This is a genomic window from Emticicia aquatica, from assembly GCF_923079645.1.
Lineage (GTDB): Bacteria > Bacteroidota > Bacteroidia > Cytophagales > Spirosomataceae > Emticicia > Emticicia aquatica.
On the sequence record NZ_CAKLPY010000001.1, the window covers coordinates 1,981,675 to 2,001,040 of the forward strand.

The 19,366-nt window shown below is 33.1% G+C and carries 17 protein-coding genes and 1 tRNA gene; 11 read left to right on the plus strand and 7 right to left on the minus strand.

Going from position 1 to position 19,366, the window contains the following annotated elements:
• The first annotated feature begins 4 nt into the window (after window positions 1-4).
• From MJQ71_RS08545 to MJQ71_RS08555, 3 genes are all read left to right on the plus strand, one after another.
• Window positions 5-571, plus strand: a complete 567-nt coding sequence (locus MJQ71_RS08545; protein ID WP_238806156.1) for a YeeE/YedE family protein — start codon at window positions 5-7, stop codon at window positions 569-571.
• A gap of 3 nt (window positions 572-574) precedes the next feature.
• Window positions 575-1,063 carry a DUF6691 family protein gene (locus MJQ71_RS08550; RefSeq protein ID WP_238806157.1) on the plus strand — a complete coding sequence of 163 codons (489 nt, stop codon included), beginning with the start codon at window positions 575-577 and terminating at the stop codon, window positions 1,061-1,063.
• A 178-nt stretch (window positions 1,064-1,241) separates the two neighbouring features.
• Window positions 1,242-1,628, plus strand: a complete 387-nt coding sequence (locus MJQ71_RS08555) for a DUF983 domain-containing protein (protein WP_238806158.1) — start codon at window positions 1,242-1,244, stop codon at window positions 1,626-1,628.
• A 38-nt stretch (window positions 1,629-1,666) separates the two neighbouring features.
• Here the strand turns inward: MJQ71_RS08555 and MJQ71_RS08560 are convergent, their stop codons facing one another.
• The gene (locus tag MJQ71_RS08560; protein ID WP_238806159.1) at window positions 1,667-2,167 is read right to left on the minus strand and encodes an RDD family protein; all 501 of its coding nucleotides are present in this window, start codon (window positions 2,165-2,167) and stop codon (window positions 1,667-1,669) included.
• A 218-nt stretch (window positions 2,168-2,385) separates the two neighbouring features.
• On the opposite strand from MJQ71_RS08560, the gene pseB reads away from it, so the two are divergent.
• Window positions 2,386-3,405, plus strand: coding sequence for a UDP-N-acetylglucosamine 4,6-dehydratase (inverting) (gene pseB, locus MJQ71_RS08565; protein ID WP_238806160.1), 1,020 nt, complete (start codon window positions 2,386-2,388; stop codon window positions 3,403-3,405).
• Between the two features lie 8 nt (window positions 3,406-3,413).
• Window positions 3,414-4,562 carry a UDP-4-amino-4,6-dideoxy-N-acetyl-beta-L-altrosamine transaminase gene (gene pseC, locus MJQ71_RS08570; RefSeq protein ID WP_238806161.1) on the plus strand — a complete coding sequence of 383 codons (1,149 nt, stop codon included), beginning with the start codon at window positions 3,414-3,416 and terminating at the stop codon, window positions 4,560-4,562.
• Between the two features lie 32 nt (window positions 4,563-4,594).
• On the opposite strand, the gene MJQ71_RS08575 is transcribed toward pseC, so the two are convergent.
• Both MJQ71_RS08575 and MJQ71_RS08580 read right to left on the minus strand, forming a co-directional pair.
• The gene (locus MJQ71_RS08575) at window positions 4,595-5,581 is read right to left on the minus strand and encodes a hypothetical protein (RefSeq protein ID WP_238806162.1); all 987 of its coding nucleotides are present in this window, start codon (window positions 5,579-5,581) and stop codon (window positions 4,595-4,597) included.
• A gap of 57 nt (window positions 5,582-5,638) precedes the next feature.
• Window positions 5,639-7,048, minus strand: a complete 1,410-nt coding sequence (locus MJQ71_RS08580) for an MBOAT family O-acyltransferase (protein WP_238806163.1) — start codon at window positions 7,046-7,048, stop codon at window positions 5,639-5,641.
• Between the two features lie 169 nt (window positions 7,049-7,217).
• Here MJQ71_RS08580 and MJQ71_RS08585 point away from each other — a divergent pair.
• From MJQ71_RS08585 to MJQ71_RS08600, 4 genes are all read left to right on the plus strand, one after another.
• Window positions 7,218-7,291, plus strand: a tRNA-Arg gene (locus tag MJQ71_RS08585).
• Window positions 7,292-7,494: 203 nt separating this feature from the next.
• Window positions 7,495-9,381 carry a DUF1800 domain-containing protein gene (locus tag MJQ71_RS08590; RefSeq protein ID WP_238806164.1) on the plus strand — a complete coding sequence of 629 codons (1,887 nt, stop codon included), beginning with the start codon at window positions 7,495-7,497 and terminating at the stop codon, window positions 9,379-9,381.
• Between the two features lie 8 nt (window positions 9,382-9,389).
• Window positions 9,390-10,907, plus strand: coding sequence for a DUF1501 domain-containing protein (locus MJQ71_RS08595; protein WP_238806165.1), 1,518 nt, complete (start codon window positions 9,390-9,392; stop codon window positions 10,905-10,907).
• Window positions 10,908-10,917: 10 nt separating this feature from the next.
• Window positions 10,918-13,308 (plus strand): PA14 domain-containing protein, encoded by a 2,391-nt coding sequence (locus MJQ71_RS08600; protein WP_238806166.1) that lies wholly within the window; start codon window positions 10,918-10,920, stop codon window positions 13,306-13,308.
• Window positions 13,309-13,381: 73 nt separating this feature from the next.
• Here the strand turns inward: MJQ71_RS08600 and MJQ71_RS08605 are convergent, their stop codons facing one another.
• Window positions 13,382-14,209 carry a universal stress protein gene (locus tag MJQ71_RS08605; RefSeq protein ID WP_238806167.1) on the minus strand — a complete coding sequence of 276 codons (828 nt, stop codon included), beginning with the start codon at window positions 14,207-14,209 and terminating at the stop codon, window positions 13,382-13,384.
• A gap of 265 nt (window positions 14,210-14,474) precedes the next feature.
• On the opposite strand from MJQ71_RS08605, the gene MJQ71_RS08610 reads away from it, so the two are divergent.
• Together MJQ71_RS08610 and MJQ71_RS08615 are read left to right on the plus strand one after the other, a co-directional pair.
• Window positions 14,475-15,560: a Tudor-knot domain-containing protein gene (locus tag MJQ71_RS08610; protein ID WP_238806168.1), complete on the plus strand. Its 1,086-nt coding sequence runs from the start codon at window positions 14,475-14,477 to the stop codon at window positions 15,558-15,560.
• 106 nt (window positions 15,561-15,666) lie between these two features.
• Entirely contained in the window at window positions 15,667-16,191 is a 525-nt protein-coding gene (locus MJQ71_RS08615) for a gamma carbonic anhydrase family protein (RefSeq protein WP_238806169.1), read from the plus strand.
• 42 nt (window positions 16,192-16,233) lie between these two features.
• Here the strand turns inward: MJQ71_RS08615 and MJQ71_RS08620 are convergent, their stop codons facing one another.
• From MJQ71_RS08620 to MJQ71_RS08630, 3 genes are all read right to left on the minus strand, one after another.
• Complete coding sequence (locus MJQ71_RS08620; RefSeq protein ID WP_238806170.1) at window positions 16,234-16,869, minus strand: DedA family protein; 636 nt, start codon at window positions 16,867-16,869, stop codon at window positions 16,234-16,236.
• 71 nt (window positions 16,870-16,940) lie between these two features.
• Window positions 16,941-17,396 (minus strand): VOC family protein, encoded by a 456-nt coding sequence (locus MJQ71_RS08625; protein WP_238806171.1) that lies wholly within the window; start codon window positions 17,394-17,396, stop codon window positions 16,941-16,943.
• Between the two features lie 53 nt (window positions 17,397-17,449).
• Window positions 17,450-19,339, minus strand: coding sequence for an ABC-F family ATP-binding cassette domain-containing protein (locus MJQ71_RS08630; RefSeq protein WP_238806172.1), 1,890 nt, complete (start codon window positions 19,337-19,339; stop codon window positions 17,450-17,452).
• Between the last annotated feature and the right edge of the window lie 27 nt (window positions 19,340-19,366).

Consider the following 19,366-nt stretch of genomic DNA (forward strand, 5'->3'; position numbering starts at 1 on the left):
AACGATGATAGAGTTTATTAAACAACCATGGCATTGGTCAATTGCTGGAATTATGATTGGACTAACAGTTCCAATTTTGTTACTTATTGGCAACAAAACTTTCGGAATTTCGTCTTCATTACGTCACATCTGTGCCGCTTGTTTTCCAGCAAATCTTTCGTATTTCAATTATAATTGGCGAAAGGAAATTTGGAATCTATTCTTTGTATTTGGGGTCCTCCTAGGTGGAATTATCACGAATCAATTTCTTTCAAATCCAAATGATATTATAATCAATGAAAATACTATCCGTGATTTGAAAGCACTCGGCGTAACTGATTTTTCAAATTTAATGCCTTCCGATATTTTTAGTGTTGATAACATTTTTACATTGAAAGGCTTAATTTTCTTTGTTATTGGTGGTTTTTTAGTCGGATTTGGAACTCGCTACGCGGGTGGTTGTACTTCTGGACATTCAATTATGGGTTTATCAAACCTCCAACTTCCGTCGTTAATTGCAACTATTTGCTTTATGGTAGGCGGTTTTGCAATGACAAACTTAATTTTACCTTACATTTTCAAATTATTTTAAGCCATGAATAATATAGAAAAACAAAAAATTGAAGAGTTTGTTTGTGACGCACCAAATAATCAAGTTGCAAGCGAAAGTTTTGTCAGCAATTTGAAATATTTGTTCGTAGGCATTGTATTTGGAATCGTATTTATAAAAGCCGAAATTGTTTCTTGGTTCAGAATTCAGGAAATGTTTCGTCTTCAATCTTTTCACATGTATGGAGTTATTGGAACAGCTGTTGTAGTCGGAATGATTTCTGTACAAATAATAAAACGTTTTAAAATAAAAACAATCAGTGGAGAAAGTGTTGTAATTCCCAAAAAACCATTCAATAAAGGTCAAATTTACGGAGGATTAATTTTTGGCTTAGGCTGGGCAATTACAGGAGCTTGCCCAGGCCCATTATTTGCACAAATTGGCTATGGATTTTTGGTGGTTGGAGTTACTTTTCTAAGTGCAATTGCAGGAACATGGGTTTATGGTGCTTTGCAAAGTAAATTACCTCATTGACAAATTTGCGAAAATTATTAATTTTAGATAATCTACAAATAATATAGTAGTTTTACAGTAAAGTTTTTGAATAAGTAAATTGTCCTATTAAATTAATAGAAAAGCCTACGAAATCTTTCGAAAATAATCGGAAATTTGTATTAATTTCTAAATCGTTGTAAATAATCATATCAATAAAATGTTCGGAAAAGGCTCAAGGTTATATAGTATTTTTGCGATGAAATGTCCTAGATGTCACGAAGGTGATATTTTTGAAACCAAAAATCCATACAAAAAAATGTCTGCAATGAAGCAAACTTGTTCTCATTGTGGTCTTCGTTATGAAAAAGAAATGGGCTTTTTTTTCGGAGCAATGTATGTAAGTTATATGCTCAATATTGCACTGTTTGTAACTTGTATTGTGGCCTATTTTGTACTTTTAGACCAATATATTGAAGGTTGGCTATTAATGACAATTTATGTTTCACTCACCGTCATTCTGATTCCAGTATATTACCGCCTTTCACGAATGATTTGGATAAATTTTTTTGAAAGCTATCATCCTGAAAAACGAGGAACAAGATAATGAAAAAAGGAGACTTTCGTCTCCTTTTTTCATTATTACTAATTGGCATTTACAACTATCGATTTTGCCAACATATCATGAAATGTTTGTCTTTTGCTATTAAAAAGGCATATTAACCACAAGAAGATAAAAACACAACCTGTAATAAATTTTAAGGTTGTACGTAGAAATGATTCAAAAATGCTCAATGAATCTCCTTCAATTCTAATAACTTTTATGCTAAACAACATTTTCCCTAAAGTACCTTGTTTTGGAGATGCAATCATTAACAAATCATAGAAAAAGCCTGTAAGAAAAATAACTACAATTACTAATAATAAAACACCCGCAGCTCCAAATCCAGCCATCAAAATTTCGAATGCCCCTTTGACCAAATCTTCTCCAAATTGAAAATCTTCTAATCCAATAATTCCTAAAACACCGCCAAAAGGTTTCAGAATTATCGTAGTTAAAAATAATGAAACAATAAATACAAGTAAAAAATCAATGATAAAAGCAAAAAAACGCTTAAAAAATCCTGCAATTTTTACATTTTCCATAAATAATATTTTAGTTTTAGAGGTTAGAATTAACTATATTTTTCACAAGTAATGAAGTTTTTTAGATAATCACAAATTAGGTTCTTAAAATCATCTTTTCATTCATATCAACAATTCCACTCCTAATTTGTAACTTTGCATTCATACTTAACCGAATTTAAAGGATTGATTCGACAAAAAAATCAAATTGATTCTCATTCTAATAAAATCATAAACAAATGCTTGATTTAAACGGCAAATCAATACTCATTACTGGTGGAACTGGCTCATTTGGCAAAAAATTAGTTGAAACTATTTTTCACCGATTTCCAGATGTTAAAAGAGTGGTAATCTATTCTCGTGATGAATTGAAACAGTTTGAAATGCAACAAACTTACCCTCATCACAAATATCCAAATATTCGTTTTTTCATCGGAGATGTTCGTGACGGAGAGCGTTTAAAACGTGCTTGCGAAGGCATAGATTATATTATTCACGCTGCTGCTTTAAAACAAGTTCCCGCCGCAGAATACAACCCAATGGAATGTATTAAAACGAATGTTTTTGGAGCTGAAAATGTGATTAATGCTGCTTTAGCAAATAATGTTCAGAAAGTTGTAGCTCTTTCGACTGACAAAGCTGCTGCTCCCATTAATTTATATGGTGCAACAAAACTCTGCTCAGATAAGCTTTTCGTTGCTGCCAATAATATGAGAGGCAGCCGAAAAATCACTTTTTCTGTTGTTCGTTATGGCAATGTAATTGGTTCTCGTGGCTCAGTAATGCCATTTTTCTTGGAAAAAGCTAAGACTGGTGTGTTGCCAATTACGGATGAACGTATGACACGCTTTAATATTTCGTTGGAAGATGGCGTTGAAATGGTACTTTATGCTTTAGAAAATGCTTGGGGAGGGGAAATTTATGTTCCTAAAATTCCATCGTATAAAATTATGGATGTTGCAAAGGCAATCGGTCCAAATTGTGAGTTTCCAAATGTTGGTATTCGTCCTGGTGAAAAGCTTCACGAAGAAATGATTACTGAAACCGACTCATTAAATACTATTGAAACAAAGAAATATTACGTTATTATGCCATTTTCGCCAATTTGGAATATTGATGAATATCTCGCTACATTTAACGCAAAATTTGTACCTGAAGGTTTTAAATATAATTCTGGTACAAACGACGAATGGTTGACAGTTGAGCAAATTCGTGATGAAATAAAAACCCACATTGATGCTGATTTTCAGCCGAAATAATTATACGAATGATTCCTTACGGAAAACAACATATTACTGACGAAGATATTGCAGCGGTTATCGAAACGCTGAAATCACCATTTTTGACTTCTGGACCAAAAGTAGCTGAATTTGAGGCTGCGTTCGCTCAATATATTGGCTGTAAATATGCCGTTGCAGTAGCCAATGGAACTGCTGCTTTGCATATCTCGTGCTTGGCCTTGGGTGTAAATGCAACTTCTAAAGTGATTACTTCGCCGATAACATTTTCTGCATCAGCCAATTGTGTCCGATATTGCGGAGGTGAAGTACATTTTGTTGATATTGACAAAGAAACCATTTTGCTCGATATTGATAAAGTACGAGATTTACTTGAAAAACACCCAAAAGGCACTTTCCAAGGCATTATTCCAGTCGATTTTGCAGGCTATCCTGTTGATATGGAGGCTTTTAGAAAATTAGCCGATGAATTTGGGCTTTGGATTTTAGAAGACGCTTGCCATGCTCCTGGTGGCAATTTTACTAATATTGATGGTAAAAATCATCTTTGTGGTGATGGAAGTTTAGCTGATTTAGCTATTTTTTCTTTTCATCCTGTCAAACATATTGCTACTGGTGAAGGCGGAATGGTCACAACAAATGACGAAGAACTTTACAAAAAACTAAAACAATTTCGTTCTCATGGAATGGTTTATCAAGGAGATTCCGCTTTGATTGAAAATCATGGGGGTTGGTACATGGAATTGCAAGAATTAGGTTATAATTATCGCATGCCCGATGTACTTTGTAATTTAGGTATTTCGCAATTGAAACGTGCCAATGAGGGTTTTATCAAAAGACAAGAAATTGCTAAACGGTACGATAAAGCTTTTGCCAATTCAAATGTAAAAATCATTGTTCCAAAGGAAAATTTTAGTCATGCCTATCATCTTTACGTGATTCAAGTTGAAGACAGAAAAGGCTTGTATGACTATTTACGAACGAAAGATATTTTTGCACAAGTACATTATGTTCCTGTTCATTTAATGCCTTATTACAAAAATTTAGGTTCAAAAAAAGGGGATTGCCCGAATGCCGAAAAATACTATGAGCATTGTTTGAGTATTCCGATGTACCCTACGCTGACTTATGAGGAACAAACATTTGTGATTCAAGAAATTTTAAATTTTGTTGGCTAAAGCAAATTATAGAGTCATTTAAAAAAATAACTCTATAATTTCTCATTTACTTCATCTAGCCAAATTTGCTTCCCATCGCAGTTCCAATGCGTATCTCCAATATCATAAAGCATTTTCTTTGATTTTTTGAAAGGAGTATAAACATCAAAAAATGGCATTTTTAGACTCGAATGCTGCTGTATTCTATCAATTAAATGATTATATTTCCCTAAATCTGTTCCTAAAATAGATGTTTTATTAGGAGCAATTGTCAAATAAACTTCATCAAAACCAAGCTTTTTATAATGTTGGTAAGTTAAATTCAGATTTTCAACCATTTTGGTAACTTCATTGTCCGAGATTTTATCAAAACTTGAATGAATTCCTGAAGATTGTGCATCAGCATAATATAAAATATGTTTTTTATCTTTCGATAGCATTACATTTTTGTCCACTCTATTAAAACAATGCCAATTGACCCAAGCTTTCCATTCTTTAAAAGTCAAGAAAAAATTGGATGAAAATAGCACAGATTCATGTCTTTCGGCACTATAAGGAATGTGTCCTTTTATAATTCTTTCCAAAATACTTCTCCCATCAATTTTACCCGTATCAGACTCATTATCAACCAATTGCAAGTTCATATACGGCTTGACAAAACGCTCTCTAAAATGTCTTTCTACTGTTTCGATTATCAAAATATTTCGTTTTGTCGTATCTATTTTTATTCTGATAGTATCGGTAATAAAAAACCTTTGATAATTATCAAGGCCTTTAAAATGATTTTTCTCAATTCGCTCATTTTCAGTAAAACTATCACCAAGTAGAATTAATGAAGTATGATTTGATTCAGTTGTTTCAGGAATATTACATTTTTGTAAAGGCACTTTAAATTGAGCTAAATTTGACATTCGGTAAAGGTCTCCATATCGGTAATCGCTAGGGATAACTTTATTTAGAGCAAGCCATTTTGCAAAATCTTCCGAAAAACCCAAAAACCATAAAAATGAGAATAAGGTCAAAAAGCCAAATTTTATCATTTTTTTATTTGATAATCCTATGATATTCATAAAATATTGCATCTAATTTCGAGATTTTTAAAACTGAAAATAAATAAACTGATTAGAACTAAACACACCCAAAAAATAGCAAAGCAACAATAAACCAACAAATTTCAAGTAAAATTGGGGTGTTTTTTGTGTCGAAATTTTCATCATTAATTTATCTTTCAGCAAAAGAATTAAAATCAACACCCAACAAAATATCATTTCATTGGTATTCAATGGCGTTGCAATAGAATCGTAATTTGAAAAATTGAATATTTTCTGAAAAATAATCATTGAATTTGTAAAGCCTTTTGCACGAAAAAAAACCCAAGTAAACATTACTAAGACAAACGTAAAAACAAGATTAAAACCATTTATCAGGTTTTCGGAAAACACCTTATTAAAAGAAAATTTAAAGTATTTATCACGTATTTGTGCTAAAACCAAGTAAATTCCGTGTAATGCCCCCCAAATAATAAATGTCCAAGCAGCTCCATGCCAAAATCCGCTCATCATAAAAACGAAGAATACATTAAAGTATCTACGAAATTCTCCTACCCTATTTCCGCCTAACGGAATGTACAGATAATCACGAAACCAACCAGAAAGTGAAATATGCCAACGACGCCAAAACTCGCTAATTGATTTTGAAAAGTAAGGTGCGTCAAAGTTTTCCATCAGTTTAAAACCCATCACTCTTGCCGCACCAATGGCTATATCTGAATACCCAGAAAAATCACAGTAAATTTGAAAAGTAAAAAATAGCGTCGCAACTAAAAGAGTTAAACCATTATGATTTTGTGGATTATCATAGCAATAATCTACAACCATAGATAGACGGTCTGCAATTACTACTTTTTTAAACATTCCCCAAGCCATTCTCATCAAACCCTCTTTCAGATTTTCAAAATCATACTTAAAACTTGAATGAAATTGCCAAAGTAAATTTTGCGGACGCTCAATTGGGCCCGCGACTAACTGGGGGTAAAACATCACATAAAGTGCATAAATACTAAAATCTTTTTCGGCTTTTTGATTTCCTCGATATACTTCAATTGTATAACTCATTGCCTGAAAAGTATGAAATGAGAGTCCAATCGGTAATAATATTTTCAATAATTCAAGATGCGTTTCTGAGCCAAGTCTAAAATAAACATTATTGATGTTTTCGATAAAAAAGTTATAATATTTAAAATAAGCTAAAAAACCAATATTAGAGATAAGACTTATGATTAGTAGCCATTTTCGTTTATTACCAGAAGCTTCGGCAATCCAAATTCCAGCAAAATAATCAACCACAATTGTAACAAAAAGAATAAGAATATAAATTGGTTGAAAAACAGCATAGAAATAACAACTAGCCAAAAGTAAGAGCCAAACTCGTCCACGATGTGGCAAACTAAAATAAGCCAATGTAACAACTATAAAAAAAAATATAAATTGAAGAGAATTAAATAACATTGATGCTGCGAGGTTCAGAGTGCATTATTTTAATTTCAAAGTTCAGCCTAATTATTAAAGTTTCAAAGCGTTTTTGCATAGAATCCTGAAATTTCAGGAATTGTTAATGTTTTTTCTGAAGTAAATTTGACTTTTAAAAACTAAGGTGCTATCTTTGCAAAACTAATTCGGTCCCGTAGCTCAGCTGGATAGAGCAACAGATTTCTAATCTGTGGGTCACAGGTTCGAATCCTGTCGGGATCACAAAACTGCTACAAACCTCTCAAATTTCATTCTGGGAGGTTTTTTGTTTAAAATAACATGATAAACTATTGTGTAATTAATTTTGACAAGAATTCACCTCTTTTTAATTAAATCCTAATATATATTTTTTTAGCATTATTTTTGCTTACAATTATTGTAAATCTTAGCTCATTCATATTTATTGCATTCCTAAAATACTAATAATGAAAACAAGAAGAATTATTTTTCAGTTGATTCTTATTATTGTCAATTCTTCATTTATTTTTGGTCAACAAGTCACTACCCTTGGCATGGGTAATACCAAAAATATTAATGTATCTTCTAGTTCAACCGCAACCAATGGGCAAAATACACTTTCCAGTATTGGTTTTTTACCAAATCAGGTTGCTGCATCAAGATTTCTTTCTCAGGCTACATTTGGAAGTACTTACACAGAAATTCAGAAAGTTGCTACTCAGGGGATTGAAAAATGGTTGAACGACCAGTTAGAAATGCCCAATAGTTTCAAGTTAGAAACTTACGTACAAAGTCTTCACCAATCTATTGTAGATTCTCTCAACATCAAAAATGGTGTTAATACATACAACCTCAATAATGTTTTTTTAAGTAATTGGCATTTTGATGCCACTTGGTTTCAAGGATGTATGACTGCTCCAGATTTACTCAGATGGCGAGTTGCTTTTGCACTTAGTGAAATTTTTGTTACCTCACGTGTATCAGCTTTTGATGGTAATCCTTATGCTTTAGCAAGTTACTATGACATGTTAATGGATAATTCATTTGGTAACTATCGTACTCTAATTGATAAGATTACCTATCACCCAACAATGGGCGTATATCTCACTTTCTTGAATAATCATGCTACTGACAATGTAAAACAAATTTATCCAGACGAAAACTATGCAAGAGAAATTATGCAACTTTTTTCGATTGGACTATATAAATTAAATATTGACGGTTCAGAACAAAAAGATGTTAATGGCAATTCTATTCCGACTTATAATAATGATGATATTGCTAATTTAGCCAAAGTATTCACGGGTTTGTCATGGGGTGATGGAGATTATTTAGGAATTTCAAGCAAAAATTATTGGAGTTATACGAAGCGTTTAAAGTTTTATGGCTTAGATTCTAGCGATGCGAAACGAAATCCTTGGAAAACAACACCAAGAATAGTTGACGGACATGAGCGTGGCACAAAAGTATTTCTAAATTCCACAGTTGACCCAAGTGCTAGTCGCACAGCAATGCAAGGAGAACAAGATATTCAGGATGCACTAAATATAATCTTTAATCACCCAAATGTGGGACCATTCATTGCAAGAAGACTCATACAAAGATTGGTTACATCTAATCCTAGTCCAGCCTATATTCAACGTATCGCAACAATTTTCAATAATAATGGAAGTGGTGTAAGAGGTGATTTAAAAGCTGTAATAAAAGGCATATTACTTGACCCAGATGCAAGAAATTGTTGTGGTGATGGTACTGAAGCGGTAGGTATGTTGAGAGAACCATTTATAAGATACATTAATCTCGTAAAAGGGTTAAATCTTCAAGCCCAAGGAGGAATTTATCGAAATGCTATGGCAAGAGTCTATGACAAAACGGAACAAAGACCACTAAGTTCAAATTCTGTTTTTAATTTTTTTAGCCCAGATTATAGACCAAACGGAGTTTTAAAAGATGCGGGAAAGGTCGGGCCAGAGTTTCAATTATTAAGTTCGCAGACACTTACTGGTTATTTTAATGCTCTTAATGATTGGTTAATAAATGATTACACAGTTGAATACTATGGATTATTTAATAATGAAACTTACAAGTCAGAACAAAATGCTAAATTTGATTTAACAGGCGATTACGTTCTAACTAGAAATGACAGAATTCCTCAACTTTTAGATAAATATAATCTCATTCTCGCAAATGGGCAATTATCTGCTGAAAGTCTAAAAATTATTGGAGATGCAGTAAAAAGTATGCCTTATGCAGAGGATATAAATGGTGTTCCAACAACCAATGAAGCATCTCGCCGAGTAAAAATGACTATATTTTTAATTATGACTTCACCCGACTACTTAATCAGCAAATAAAATAAGCCATGAATAGAAGAGATTTTATTAGACAAGCAAGTTGTAGTGCCATGGGTTCTACAACATTATTGAGTACTTTAACAAGCCTTGGAGCTGTAAATGGTGCCTTGAGTGGTAGTGCTTCAAAACTTAATTCTGCAGAAGATTACAAAGCATTAGTTTGCATTCTATTTTCGGGTGGATTAGATTCTTTCAATGTACTTATTCCGTCTGGAACCACAGTTGGAGGAGATAATGGCTTTAATGATTACAAAAATGTACGGTCAGATATTGCCATCCAGAATAGTGCGTCACTGTTATCTTTGAATAATCCACAATGTTCTGGATTTCGTGGACAGCCCTGCAATTACGGTTCATTTGGAGTTCATCCTACAATGACAGGTGTAAGAGATTTGTTCAACACTGGAAAACTAGCATTTATGTCAAACATTGGAACTTTAGTTGAGCCAATTATGAATAAAACAGAGTTTGAAAGTGATTTAAAAAAGGTTCCACTAGGAATTTATTCTCATTCTGACCAAATTATGCAATGGCAAACTTCAGTACCCCAAAGTAGAGACGCTTTAGGAGTTGGGGGAAGGCTTGCAGATTTATTACACGCATCAAATACAAATGCCGGTGTATCAATGAATATCTCACTTGACGGTAGGAATTCATTTCAAAGAGGAAAGGATTTTGCAGAATATTCTATCAGCGAAAATGTTGACCCTAATAATGTAGGTATTACTTCCCTTCCATCATGGTGGAATAATACTGGCATATTAACAGACACCAGAAATAATGCAATTGATAGTTTAGTTTCAAAAACGTATGCTAACCTACTTCAAAAAACGTATAGTTCAACTACTAAAAGTTCAATTGCATCATTTCAAGTTTTCAAGGATGCTCTCAAAAGAGTTCCAAGTATGTCAACAGTTTTTCCAACAAGTAGCCTTGCAAAAGACCTTCAAGCGGTTGCAAAAGTGATGAGTGTTCGGCAAGCATTAGGGGCTAAAAGGCAGATTTTCTTTGTAAATTATGGTGGTTGGGATATGCACGATAATTTAGTAAATGGTTTAAATCAAAGATTACCAATTATAAGTGATGCTATTAAAGCTTTCTATGATTCAACTGTCGAATTAGGCATTGCGGAAAACGTAACCACATTTACAATTTCAGATTTTGCAAGAACAATTACTTCCAACGGTTTAGGTTCAGACCATGCTTGGGGCGGAAATTCCATGGTTATTGGCGGTGCAGTTAATGGAGGGAAAATATATGGTACATTCCCAAAAATGGATGTAAGCAACAGTAATACACAGAATATTTCATTTAGAGGAAATTTTATACCATCAATTTCAACGGATGAAATGTATGCAGAAATGGCCTTATGGTATGGTGTAAGTCCTTATGACCTTTGTTATGTTTTACCAAATTTGAGTAATTTCTATTCATATTCACCCAATAATTATCCAGTTGGATTTATGAATTTTAACGCAACAACTATTTCAAATGAAGATAAACCACAAACTTGTCTGACCTATTAATACTGATACCATGATTAAGCATATTAAATTTCTATCTTTAATAACAGTATTTTTGTTATTTGCCAATTCTACTTTCTCACAGAGCTGTGTTGGCACGGCTGGACAAGTAAAATGGAGTTATTGGACTGGATTCAGAAATTATCCAGATAGTTCCCACCTGTTTGCATTAGAAAATTACCCAAGTCACCCTGATGGATTTCAAATGCTGGGTTTCTTACAAACCCCGATTAATTATACAGACTATTATGCCTCAATGATTCGAGGATTTATAAAAGTACCAACTACTGAAAATTATATTTTCAATATCACTGGAGACGATAGATCAATTTTTTATTTAAGTACAACTCAATCTCCTTCAAACAAAATTAAATTGGCTGAAGTTCTAACATATAATACAAATCCAACAGAGTACGACAAAGAGCCAAATCAGACCTCTCAAATAGTTCAATTAATTGGGGGACAGTATTATTATTTTGAATTATATAACTTTGAAGGTACAGGTGGCGATTTTATAAGTTTACAGTGGAGAAAAGCTGCTGCAAGCCCTGTTGTGTGGACTATCATTGACTCAAATTTTATTTATGACTATACTTGCGGTCAAGATTGCCCAATAAGAGGTACTACTTGTAATGATGGTAATCCACTTACTACAAATGATGTGCAAGATGGTTTTTGTAATTGTGTTGGAATTGCTCCCACCACTAACACGTGTGTTGGAGAAAAGGGTATTATTGATGCTTACTATTATGACAACATACCCGGTAATTACGTTGAAAATGACCTAATCAATGCCCCTAAATTCCCTTTAACACCAGATAGGAGAGAAAAGTTAAAAGGAGCATATGGTCCACTTTCAACCACTTATGCTCAAGAAAACTATGGTACGCTTGTTCAAGGATTCTTAACTGTGCCGGTCAGTGGGAATTATGAGTTAAATATCACAGGCGATAATCAAACTTTCTTTTTTATGAGTGATAATGACCAGATTGAAAACAAACAAGCTCATCAAGCTTTAGTGATGTATGGAGTCGGCGAAACACAGCATAACAGCTCCATTTTTCAAAATATTGGACCTTTGTTTTTAGAAAAAGGCAAATACTATTATTTTGAATTTCGTCACAAAGAAAGCAGTGGACGTGACCACTTTAATCTCTATTGGAAAACGCCTTTCCATGAAATAAGAACATGGAAACGAGTTCCAAATTTTTATTTATACGATTATAAATGTGAAATTTCATGTATTGCATTAAATACTCCATGTGATGATGGCAATCCATTTACTAACAATGACAAAATAAATGCTCAATGTGATTGCGTTGGTACCCCTTGCTCAGGACCCGATTGTAATGATGAAGCTGCAAGATACAAAACCTATGATTCTTGTAGTCCAACTCAAAATCTATCAACTTTAAAAGAAGCATCTTGGGTATCTTGTACAAGTACCCTTAATCCAAATCCAAACCCAGCTAGAGCAGCCAATACTCATTGGATTAAGTACGATTTTACAGACAGATATAACTTTACAACTTCAAGGGTTTGGAATTATAACGTTGAAAATGAAACTGATAAAGGATTTAAAACAGTAACTGTTGATTATTCAACAGATGGTACTACTTGGCAAGCTTTAGGAAACACTTATTCATGGCCACAAGCTCCTGGTTTAGCTGATTATTCGGGTTTTGGTGGCCCAAATTTCAATAATATAAAAGCCCGTTATATCTTAATTTCAGCGGTGAATAACTGGGGAGCAGGTTGTTCTGGCATTGGAAAAATGACATTTGATGCAATTCTTTGTAATCCTAGTGGCACACCTTGCGATGATAAAGACCCGCTCACTTCCTATGATAAATTTGACAATAATTGTAATTGTAGAGGGATAAATATAAACTGTGCTAGCGATACTTTAAAGCTTGAAAAAATATCTCTAGCAAACGGAGCTTTTCAAGCAAAAAAAGTAATTGAAACACAAAGTTTAGTCCCAAATACTCAGGATATATCTTTTACAGCTGGAAAAAGCATCGTCTTGTTGCCAGGTTTTGAAGTTAAAAGTAATGCTGTCTTTTCGGCAAGTATTACCGATTGTATTCAAGCAGCATTCGTAGCAAATCAAAAAATAGACAAAGCTTCAATTACTACTGATAGCTCTGAATTTGCTACAAATGATACAGAAAATTCAAAAATTAAGGAAATTATCTTCAGAATAAATAAACCTGGTTATGTAAAATTATCATTAAAAGACCAAAATGACCAAGTTATTGTAACACTTATCGACCATTTCTCTGAAACATTAGGTACACAAATCAAATATTTGCCAACAAATAAACTAAAAAAAGGCACTTATTGGGTAGAACTTGAATTAGATGGAAAAAAACTAAGACAAGAATTCACAGTTAGTTCTTAGATTTTAGTAATTCAGTATAAAAAAGCGTGAAACTTGAAAATTTCACGCTTTTTTATTGTTACAGTTTCAAATATTAAGATTCCACAAAGGTAAATACAGGAATATCCGCATGATTGACAACATCTTCTGCAATACTACCTTTAAAAAAGTGACTAAAACCTGTACGTCCGTGTGTGTACATTACTAACAAATCTGCATCAATTTTTTCTGCATATTCCAAAATTCCATGTTCAACTGTCGTAGATTCATGAATTTCAAACTGACAATTTTTAAAACCTAGTTTATCTGACAGTTGATGCATCTTATCTATCCTTTCTTGATAATTAATCACTTTTAAGCCAGTATCGACATGTAAAAAATGTAATTCAGCATCTTTTAATGGCAAATTAAAAATTGCCTTTTTGAGAAAATGTTCATGCGTAAAATCTACTGTAAACACTACCTTTTGTGGTGCAAATGTTTTTGGGTCGCCTTTAACAACCAAAACTGGACAAGAAGCCATTCTTACGATTTCTTCACTATTTGAACCCACAAAAAACTCTTTCAATCCAGCCGCACCATTCGACCCCATTACAATCAAATCTGCCTTATGGTTTAGCACTGCTTCAACAAAGCTATCGCCTCTTTCTTCAATCAACGGCTTAATAATTACATCTTCATATTTACTTATAAGTTCTTTCATTTCACTTTTTGCTTCTTTCAAAACATCTTTCCAAGCATCATCAATCGTAATTCCTGAAGCACCATAAAGTGAATAGTAGGTATTTATATCCTGAACTGGATAAAATTTCACATTAAGTAATTGAATCACAGCACCATTAAATCGTGCAATTGTTACAGCAACATCAAGGGCATTATTGGCAATTGGACTTAAATCGGTAGGAACAAGTATTTTTTTCATAATTAGATATTATTTAGATGAGTTATTGTCTTAACTTTTATGTAAAATTTCTATAATTATCCAAATAATAATATGACAAAAAATAGGTTTTAATATGATATATTAAGATCTTAATGAAGCTGTTCTCATTTTCGATACCTCAAATAATGATTATTCCCAATTTGGAATTATCGGAAATAGTTTCTTTTTTAAAAGTCAGATAAAAAGAATAAATTGAATAAATTTTCAAAATCTAACATCAAATTATCACTTATATTATTCAATAATGAAAAGAAATATATTAATATCACTTTTGTTCTTATCTAGTTTCATTACTTATGCACAACCAAAATCAAGTTTCGATAAAAAAACATGGGTTTTCATGGTTGGTGTTTTAGAATGGGCCGATTCAAATAATTTTGCTTCATTCGAGAAAAAAGACCGCCTTGATAATAAAATCATGAGTTTTTTTCAAAATAATGGTGTTCCTAGCAACCAAATTATGTATTTAAAAGATAAACAAGCCACTACGAAAGCTGTTCGTGAAGCTTTTGCTCCTTTCTTGAAAAAAGCCCAAAAAGACGATGTGCTATTTTTTTACTACTGCGGTCATGGCTATAAAAATGATGCGAATAAAGTTTGTTTCGCAAATTATCAAGGTGCAGATTGGACTGTCGAAGAAATTGTTCGCACTGTCAATGAAAATTTTGCAGGAAATACTGCATTTTTTACCGCAGATTGCTGTAATTCTGGAGGATTAGCACTGGAAGCTCAAAAATATAAGACAAAAAACTACACTGCTCTCAATTCGGTGGTGCCAACAAATGTTTCAACAGGCAATTGGACTTTCTCAAACGCTTTACTCTATGCTCTTCAAGGACAAAATTTTGTCGATACAAATAATAACGGTCAAATTACGCTGAATGAATTAACTACTTACATTGACCAAGAAATGGCAGTAGTCGAAGGTCAAAAAGCATCATATTTTGTACCTGCAAAAATGTCAAATTGGGCAATTACAAGTAATATTTCTAAAAAAAGCGACACTCGCATCGGTGAACGTGTATTCGTAAATTATGATGGAGAAGATTGGCTTGGTTTTATTGTTGAAGCAAAAAAAGCAGGAAAATACAAAGTTCGTTTTTATAGTTATACCAATAACGAAACCGATTGGGTCGAGGAATCTCGGATAAAATCATTCACTTGCAAAAAAGAGTTTCCAATTGGAGCTTCTGTAAAAGTCTTCTCTGTATCGGATAAAAAATGGTATCCAGCAAAAGTTCTCAAGAAGTTTTCTTGTTTACATTACATTCATTATAAAGATTATGATAGTGAATGGGACGAATGGGTTTCGCAAGAGAATATTAAATAAATCGATCTGATTTTAGTGCGACCAACTGAAATCAGATTAAATATTGATGTGTAATCATTTATAAATAATATTATCATTATATTTTACATTTTTCAAAAATAGCAAAATGGCTCTTATTTTACCAGTAAAAGGAAAACTACCTCAAAATGGCGAAAACTGTTGGTTCGCTCAAAATGCAACTATTGTTGGGGATGTAACAATGGGAAAAGATTGTACAGTTTGGTTTAATGCAGTTGTTCGCGGCGATGTAAACTCTATCATTTTGGGCGACCGAGTGAATATTCAAGATGGAGCTGTCATTCACTGTACTTATCAAAAGTCAAAAACAATCATTGGAAACAATGTCAGTATTGCACACAATGCTGTTGTGCATGGCTGCACAATTGAAGACCAAGTATTGGTTGGAATGGGAGCAATCATAATGGATGGAGCTGTAATTGGCACAGGTTCAATCATTGCTGCGGGAGCAATTGTAACACAAAACACAATTGTGCCTGCGGGAAGTATTTATGCAGGAAATCCAGCCAAATTTTTAAAAAATGTAAGTCCAGAACTTGGTGAAGTTTTTATGCGAACGGCTAATAATTACGTAATGTACGCAGGCTGGTTTCAAGAAAATAATGAAAAATAAAAAAAGGCATTTCCAATTTATTTTCGGAAATGCCTTTTTTTATTACATATTATTCAATTCTTTTTTTGCATTCAAATAGCCACGAATCACTGTAAAAGTTGTAATTCCTAAAAAGAAAAAGATGATGTATTGAACGTAGTCAACAATCCAAGGAAATTTCTCACCAAAATAAAATCCCCCTCCTACTAAAACTATTGTCCAAATAGCACCGCCAAGAATATTAAAAATCATGAATTTGTAAAATTTCATTTTTACAATTCCTGCCAAAATTGGTGAAAAAGTACGTATAACAGGCAAAAAACGAGCAATTACAAGTGTTTGACTTCCATATTTTTCAAAATATTTTTGAGTATTTTCGATATATTTTTTCTTAAAGAAAAGAGAATCAGGTCGATTTTGAACACTATCACCAAAAAATCTTCCAATAATATATCCTAAAAGTGAACCTAAAACGGCCGCCGAAAAAACACAAAACATCAATAATGATACTGGTACATCAAGAAGTTTAGTACCACAAAATACTCCCGAAAGAAATAACAGGTAGTCGCCAGGAAGAAAAAAGCCAAATATTATTCCATTTTCAATAAAAATAATCAAGGTGATTGTAATCAAGCCTCCCGTCCGAATAAGTTCTTCGGAATCCATCAAATATTTAAACCACTCGTTCAGTTGCTCCATTGGAATATATTATAAAAAGACAGTTTTTACACAATCTTCAATTTGTCTGGTTGGAAGTGAAATCAATACTTTTACTCAACTTTTGGCTCATTTAATTCGATTACATAACCATCTGGGTCAGTAACATAAATTTGAAAAGCACCATCAAATCGTTTTTGACGAACATAAGGTAAGCCTTTTTCTTTCAAAAATGCCTCAATTTTATCTGCTGAATTTTTCGGAATTGTCAATGAAAAATGTCCACCATTTTTATCATTATTTGTTACTGGTTCATTTCTACCAAGCAACAAATGTAATTGCTGATTTGGTGCAATCTGAAACCAACGACGAATAGCAACTAAATTATCAGGCACATCTACTGGTTTTAAACCAATAATTTCACGATAAAACTTGGCACTTTCAGGCAAATTTTTCACGTATAGTCCAACATGATTATACCCTAAAATCTCAATTGCACTTTGGCTTTGAGCGAAACTAGTAAAAGTTGCTAATAACAAAAAAACAGTTGTCAGTCGAAAATAATTCATTGGTAAAGAGGTTGAAGGTTGGAATTATATTGTAAACTTTTCAAAATTTTGGTTTAAATCAATTCAGACAATTCTAACCATCGAAGTTCCTTTTCAGAAATTAGTTCAGAAACATTTTCAAATTCTTTTGCCCATGCTGCTAGTTCTTCATGCGAACCGTCGCCTGAATTCATTTTTTCAACTAAAATTGCCTTTTTCTTTTCTAGATTTTCTACTTCCGCTCCTATTCCTTCATATTCCTTTTGTTCCTTGAATGTCAGCTTTCGCTTAGTTTCCACCATTTGAGGGGTTGCTATTGGAATTTCAATAACATTTTTTGCATTTGAAGAAGGTTTTGCATTCATTGCTAATTGCTCCTGCTCTTCTTTATCCTCTTTCCATGAACGATAATCGGTATAATTTCCTGGAAAATCACGAATGTAACCATCTCCTTCAAATACAAAAAGGTGGTCAACCAACTTATCCATAAAATATCGGTCGTGAGAAACAACAAGTAAACAACCACCAAAATTCAATAAAAAATCTTCTAAAACATTCAAAGTAGCAATATCCAAATCATTGGTTGGTTCATCCAAAATCAAAAAATTTGGATTTTGAACCAAGATTTTCAACAACTGCAATCGACGTTTTTCGCCTCCACTTAATTTACTCACGAAGCTATATTGCATTGCTGGAGGAAACAAAAATAAAGTTAAAAAATTAGAAATTGAAAGTTCCGTCCCGTCAGCCATTTTTACATATTCTGCAATGTCACGAACCACTTCTATAACTCTTTGGCTTTCGTCAAAATCTAACCCACCTTGTGAATAATAACCTATTTTTATTGTATCACCTTTAACAACTCTTCCAATATCGGGTTTTATTTTTTCAGTAATAATTTCGAGCATCGTACTTTTGCCCATTCCATTTTTACCTACAATTCCGATTCGGTCGCCACGTTTGAAAGTATAATTAAATTCAGCAATGATTTTTTTATTGTCAAACGACTTGCTAATGTGTTGAATTTCGATGATTTTACTACCCATTCGCTCCATTTTCATGCTTAATTCAAGCTTTTCATCTGGACCTTTTTTGACAGTTTTTTCTTTTAAATCATAAAAAGCATCAATTCTACTTTGCGACTTTGTACCACGAGCCTTTGGTTGACGACGCATCCACTCTAATTCTTTCCGTAAAAGATTTCGGTAATTTTTTTGAGTGGCCGCATCAACTGCGTCTTGTTCTTCTTTTTTTTCTAAGTAGTAGGCATAGTTTCCTAAATACTTAAATACCTTTCCATCGGCCAGTTCCAAAATTCTGTTGCAGGCTTTATCTAAAAAATAACGATCGTGAGTAACCAAAAGTAAGGTAATATTTGACGATGAAAGATAGCCTTCTAACCATTCAATTGTGTCAAGGTCAAGGTGATTGGTTGGTTCATCCAAAATCAAAAAATCAGGTTCTTCAATCAAAACTTGTGCTAGTGCAACACGCTTTTTTTGTCCACCAGATAAATTCTCAATCAATTTCTCAAAATCTTCAATACCTAATTTTGCTAAGATTTGCTTCACTTTTGCTTCATAATCCCAAGCTTTTAGGTTATCGACTTGTTCCATTGCATTGGCAATTCGATTACCATCACCTGATTCAAGAGCCAAATCGTATTCTTTGATTGCTAAGGTATTCGAGTTTTCGGAAGAAAAAATTGTTTCAATGACTGTTTTTGCAGGATTTAGGTCAGGATTTTGACCCAAATAACCATATCTAATATCTTTGCGGATACTAATTTCTCCGCCATCAATATCAGCATTTCCAGTAATCATGTCTAGCATTGACGATTTTCCAGCACCATTTGCTCCTATCAATGCTACTTTTTCACCTTGTAAAATACCAAATGTTAAATTTTTAAAGAGCCAACGTTCGCCCAAATTTCGCCCTATATTCTCTGCGGATAAGTAGTTCATATTCTGTTTTAAGCATCTATTGATAAT

Excerpts from the sequence above, each read along its gene's own strand:
- pseB (WP_238806160.1), top strand. The coding sequence starts at position 2,386 with ATGCTTGATTTAAACGGCAAATCAATACTCATTACTGGTGGAACTGGC.
- MJQ71_RS08595 (WP_238806165.1), top strand. The coding sequence starts at position 9,390 with ATGAATAGAAGAGATTTTATTAGACAAGCAAGTTGTAGTGCCATGGGT.
- MJQ71_RS08560 (WP_238806159.1), bottom strand. The coding sequence starts at position 2,167 with ATGGAAAATGTAAAAATTGCAGGATTTTTTAAGCGTTTTTTTGCTTTT.
- MJQ71_RS08615 (WP_238806169.1), top strand. The coding sequence starts at position 15,667 with ATGGCTCTTATTTTACCAGTAAAAGGAAAACTACCTCAAAATGGCGAA.
- MJQ71_RS08610 (WP_238806168.1), top strand. The coding sequence starts at position 14,475 with ATGAAAAGAAATATATTAATATCACTTTTGTTCTTATCTAGTTTCATT.
- MJQ71_RS08605 (WP_238806167.1), bottom strand. The coding sequence starts at position 14,209 with ATGAAAAAAATACTTGTTCCTACCGATTTAAGTCCAATTGCCAATAAT.
- MJQ71_RS08575 (WP_238806162.1), bottom strand. The coding sequence starts at position 5,581 with ATGATAAAATTTGGCTTTTTGACCTTATTCTCATTTTTATGGTTTTTG.
- MJQ71_RS08545 (WP_238806156.1), top strand. The coding sequence starts at position 5 with ATGATAGAGTTTATTAAACAACCATGGCATTGGTCAATTGCTGGAATT.
- MJQ71_RS08580 (WP_238806163.1), bottom strand. The coding sequence starts at position 7,048 with ATGTTATTTAATTCTCTTCAATTTATATTTTTTTTTATAGTTGTTACA.
- MJQ71_RS08630 (WP_238806172.1), bottom strand. The coding sequence starts at position 19,339 with ATGAACTACTTATCCGCAGAGAATATAGGGCGAAATTTGGGCGAACGT.
- MJQ71_RS08550 (WP_238806157.1), top strand. The coding sequence starts at position 575 with ATGAATAATATAGAAAAACAAAAAATTGAAGAGTTTGTTTGTGACGCA.
- MJQ71_RS08620 (WP_238806170.1), bottom strand. The coding sequence starts at position 16,869 with ATGGAGCAACTGAACGAGTGGTTTAAATATTTGATGGATTCCGAAGAA.
- MJQ71_RS08590 (WP_238806164.1), top strand. The coding sequence starts at position 7,495 with ATGAAAACAAGAAGAATTATTTTTCAGTTGATTCTTATTATTGTCAAT.
- MJQ71_RS08625 (WP_238806171.1), bottom strand. The coding sequence starts at position 17,396 with ATGAATTATTTTCGACTGACAACTGTTTTTTTGTTATTAGCAACTTTT.
- pseC (WP_238806161.1), top strand. The coding sequence starts at position 3,414 with ATGATTCCTTACGGAAAACAACATATTACTGACGAAGATATTGCAGCG.
- MJQ71_RS08555 (WP_238806158.1), top strand. The coding sequence starts at position 1,242 with ATGTTCGGAAAAGGCTCAAGGTTATATAGTATTTTTGCGATGAAATGT.
- MJQ71_RS08600 (WP_238806166.1), top strand. The coding sequence starts at position 10,918 with ATGATTAAGCATATTAAATTTCTATCTTTAATAACAGTATTTTTGTTA.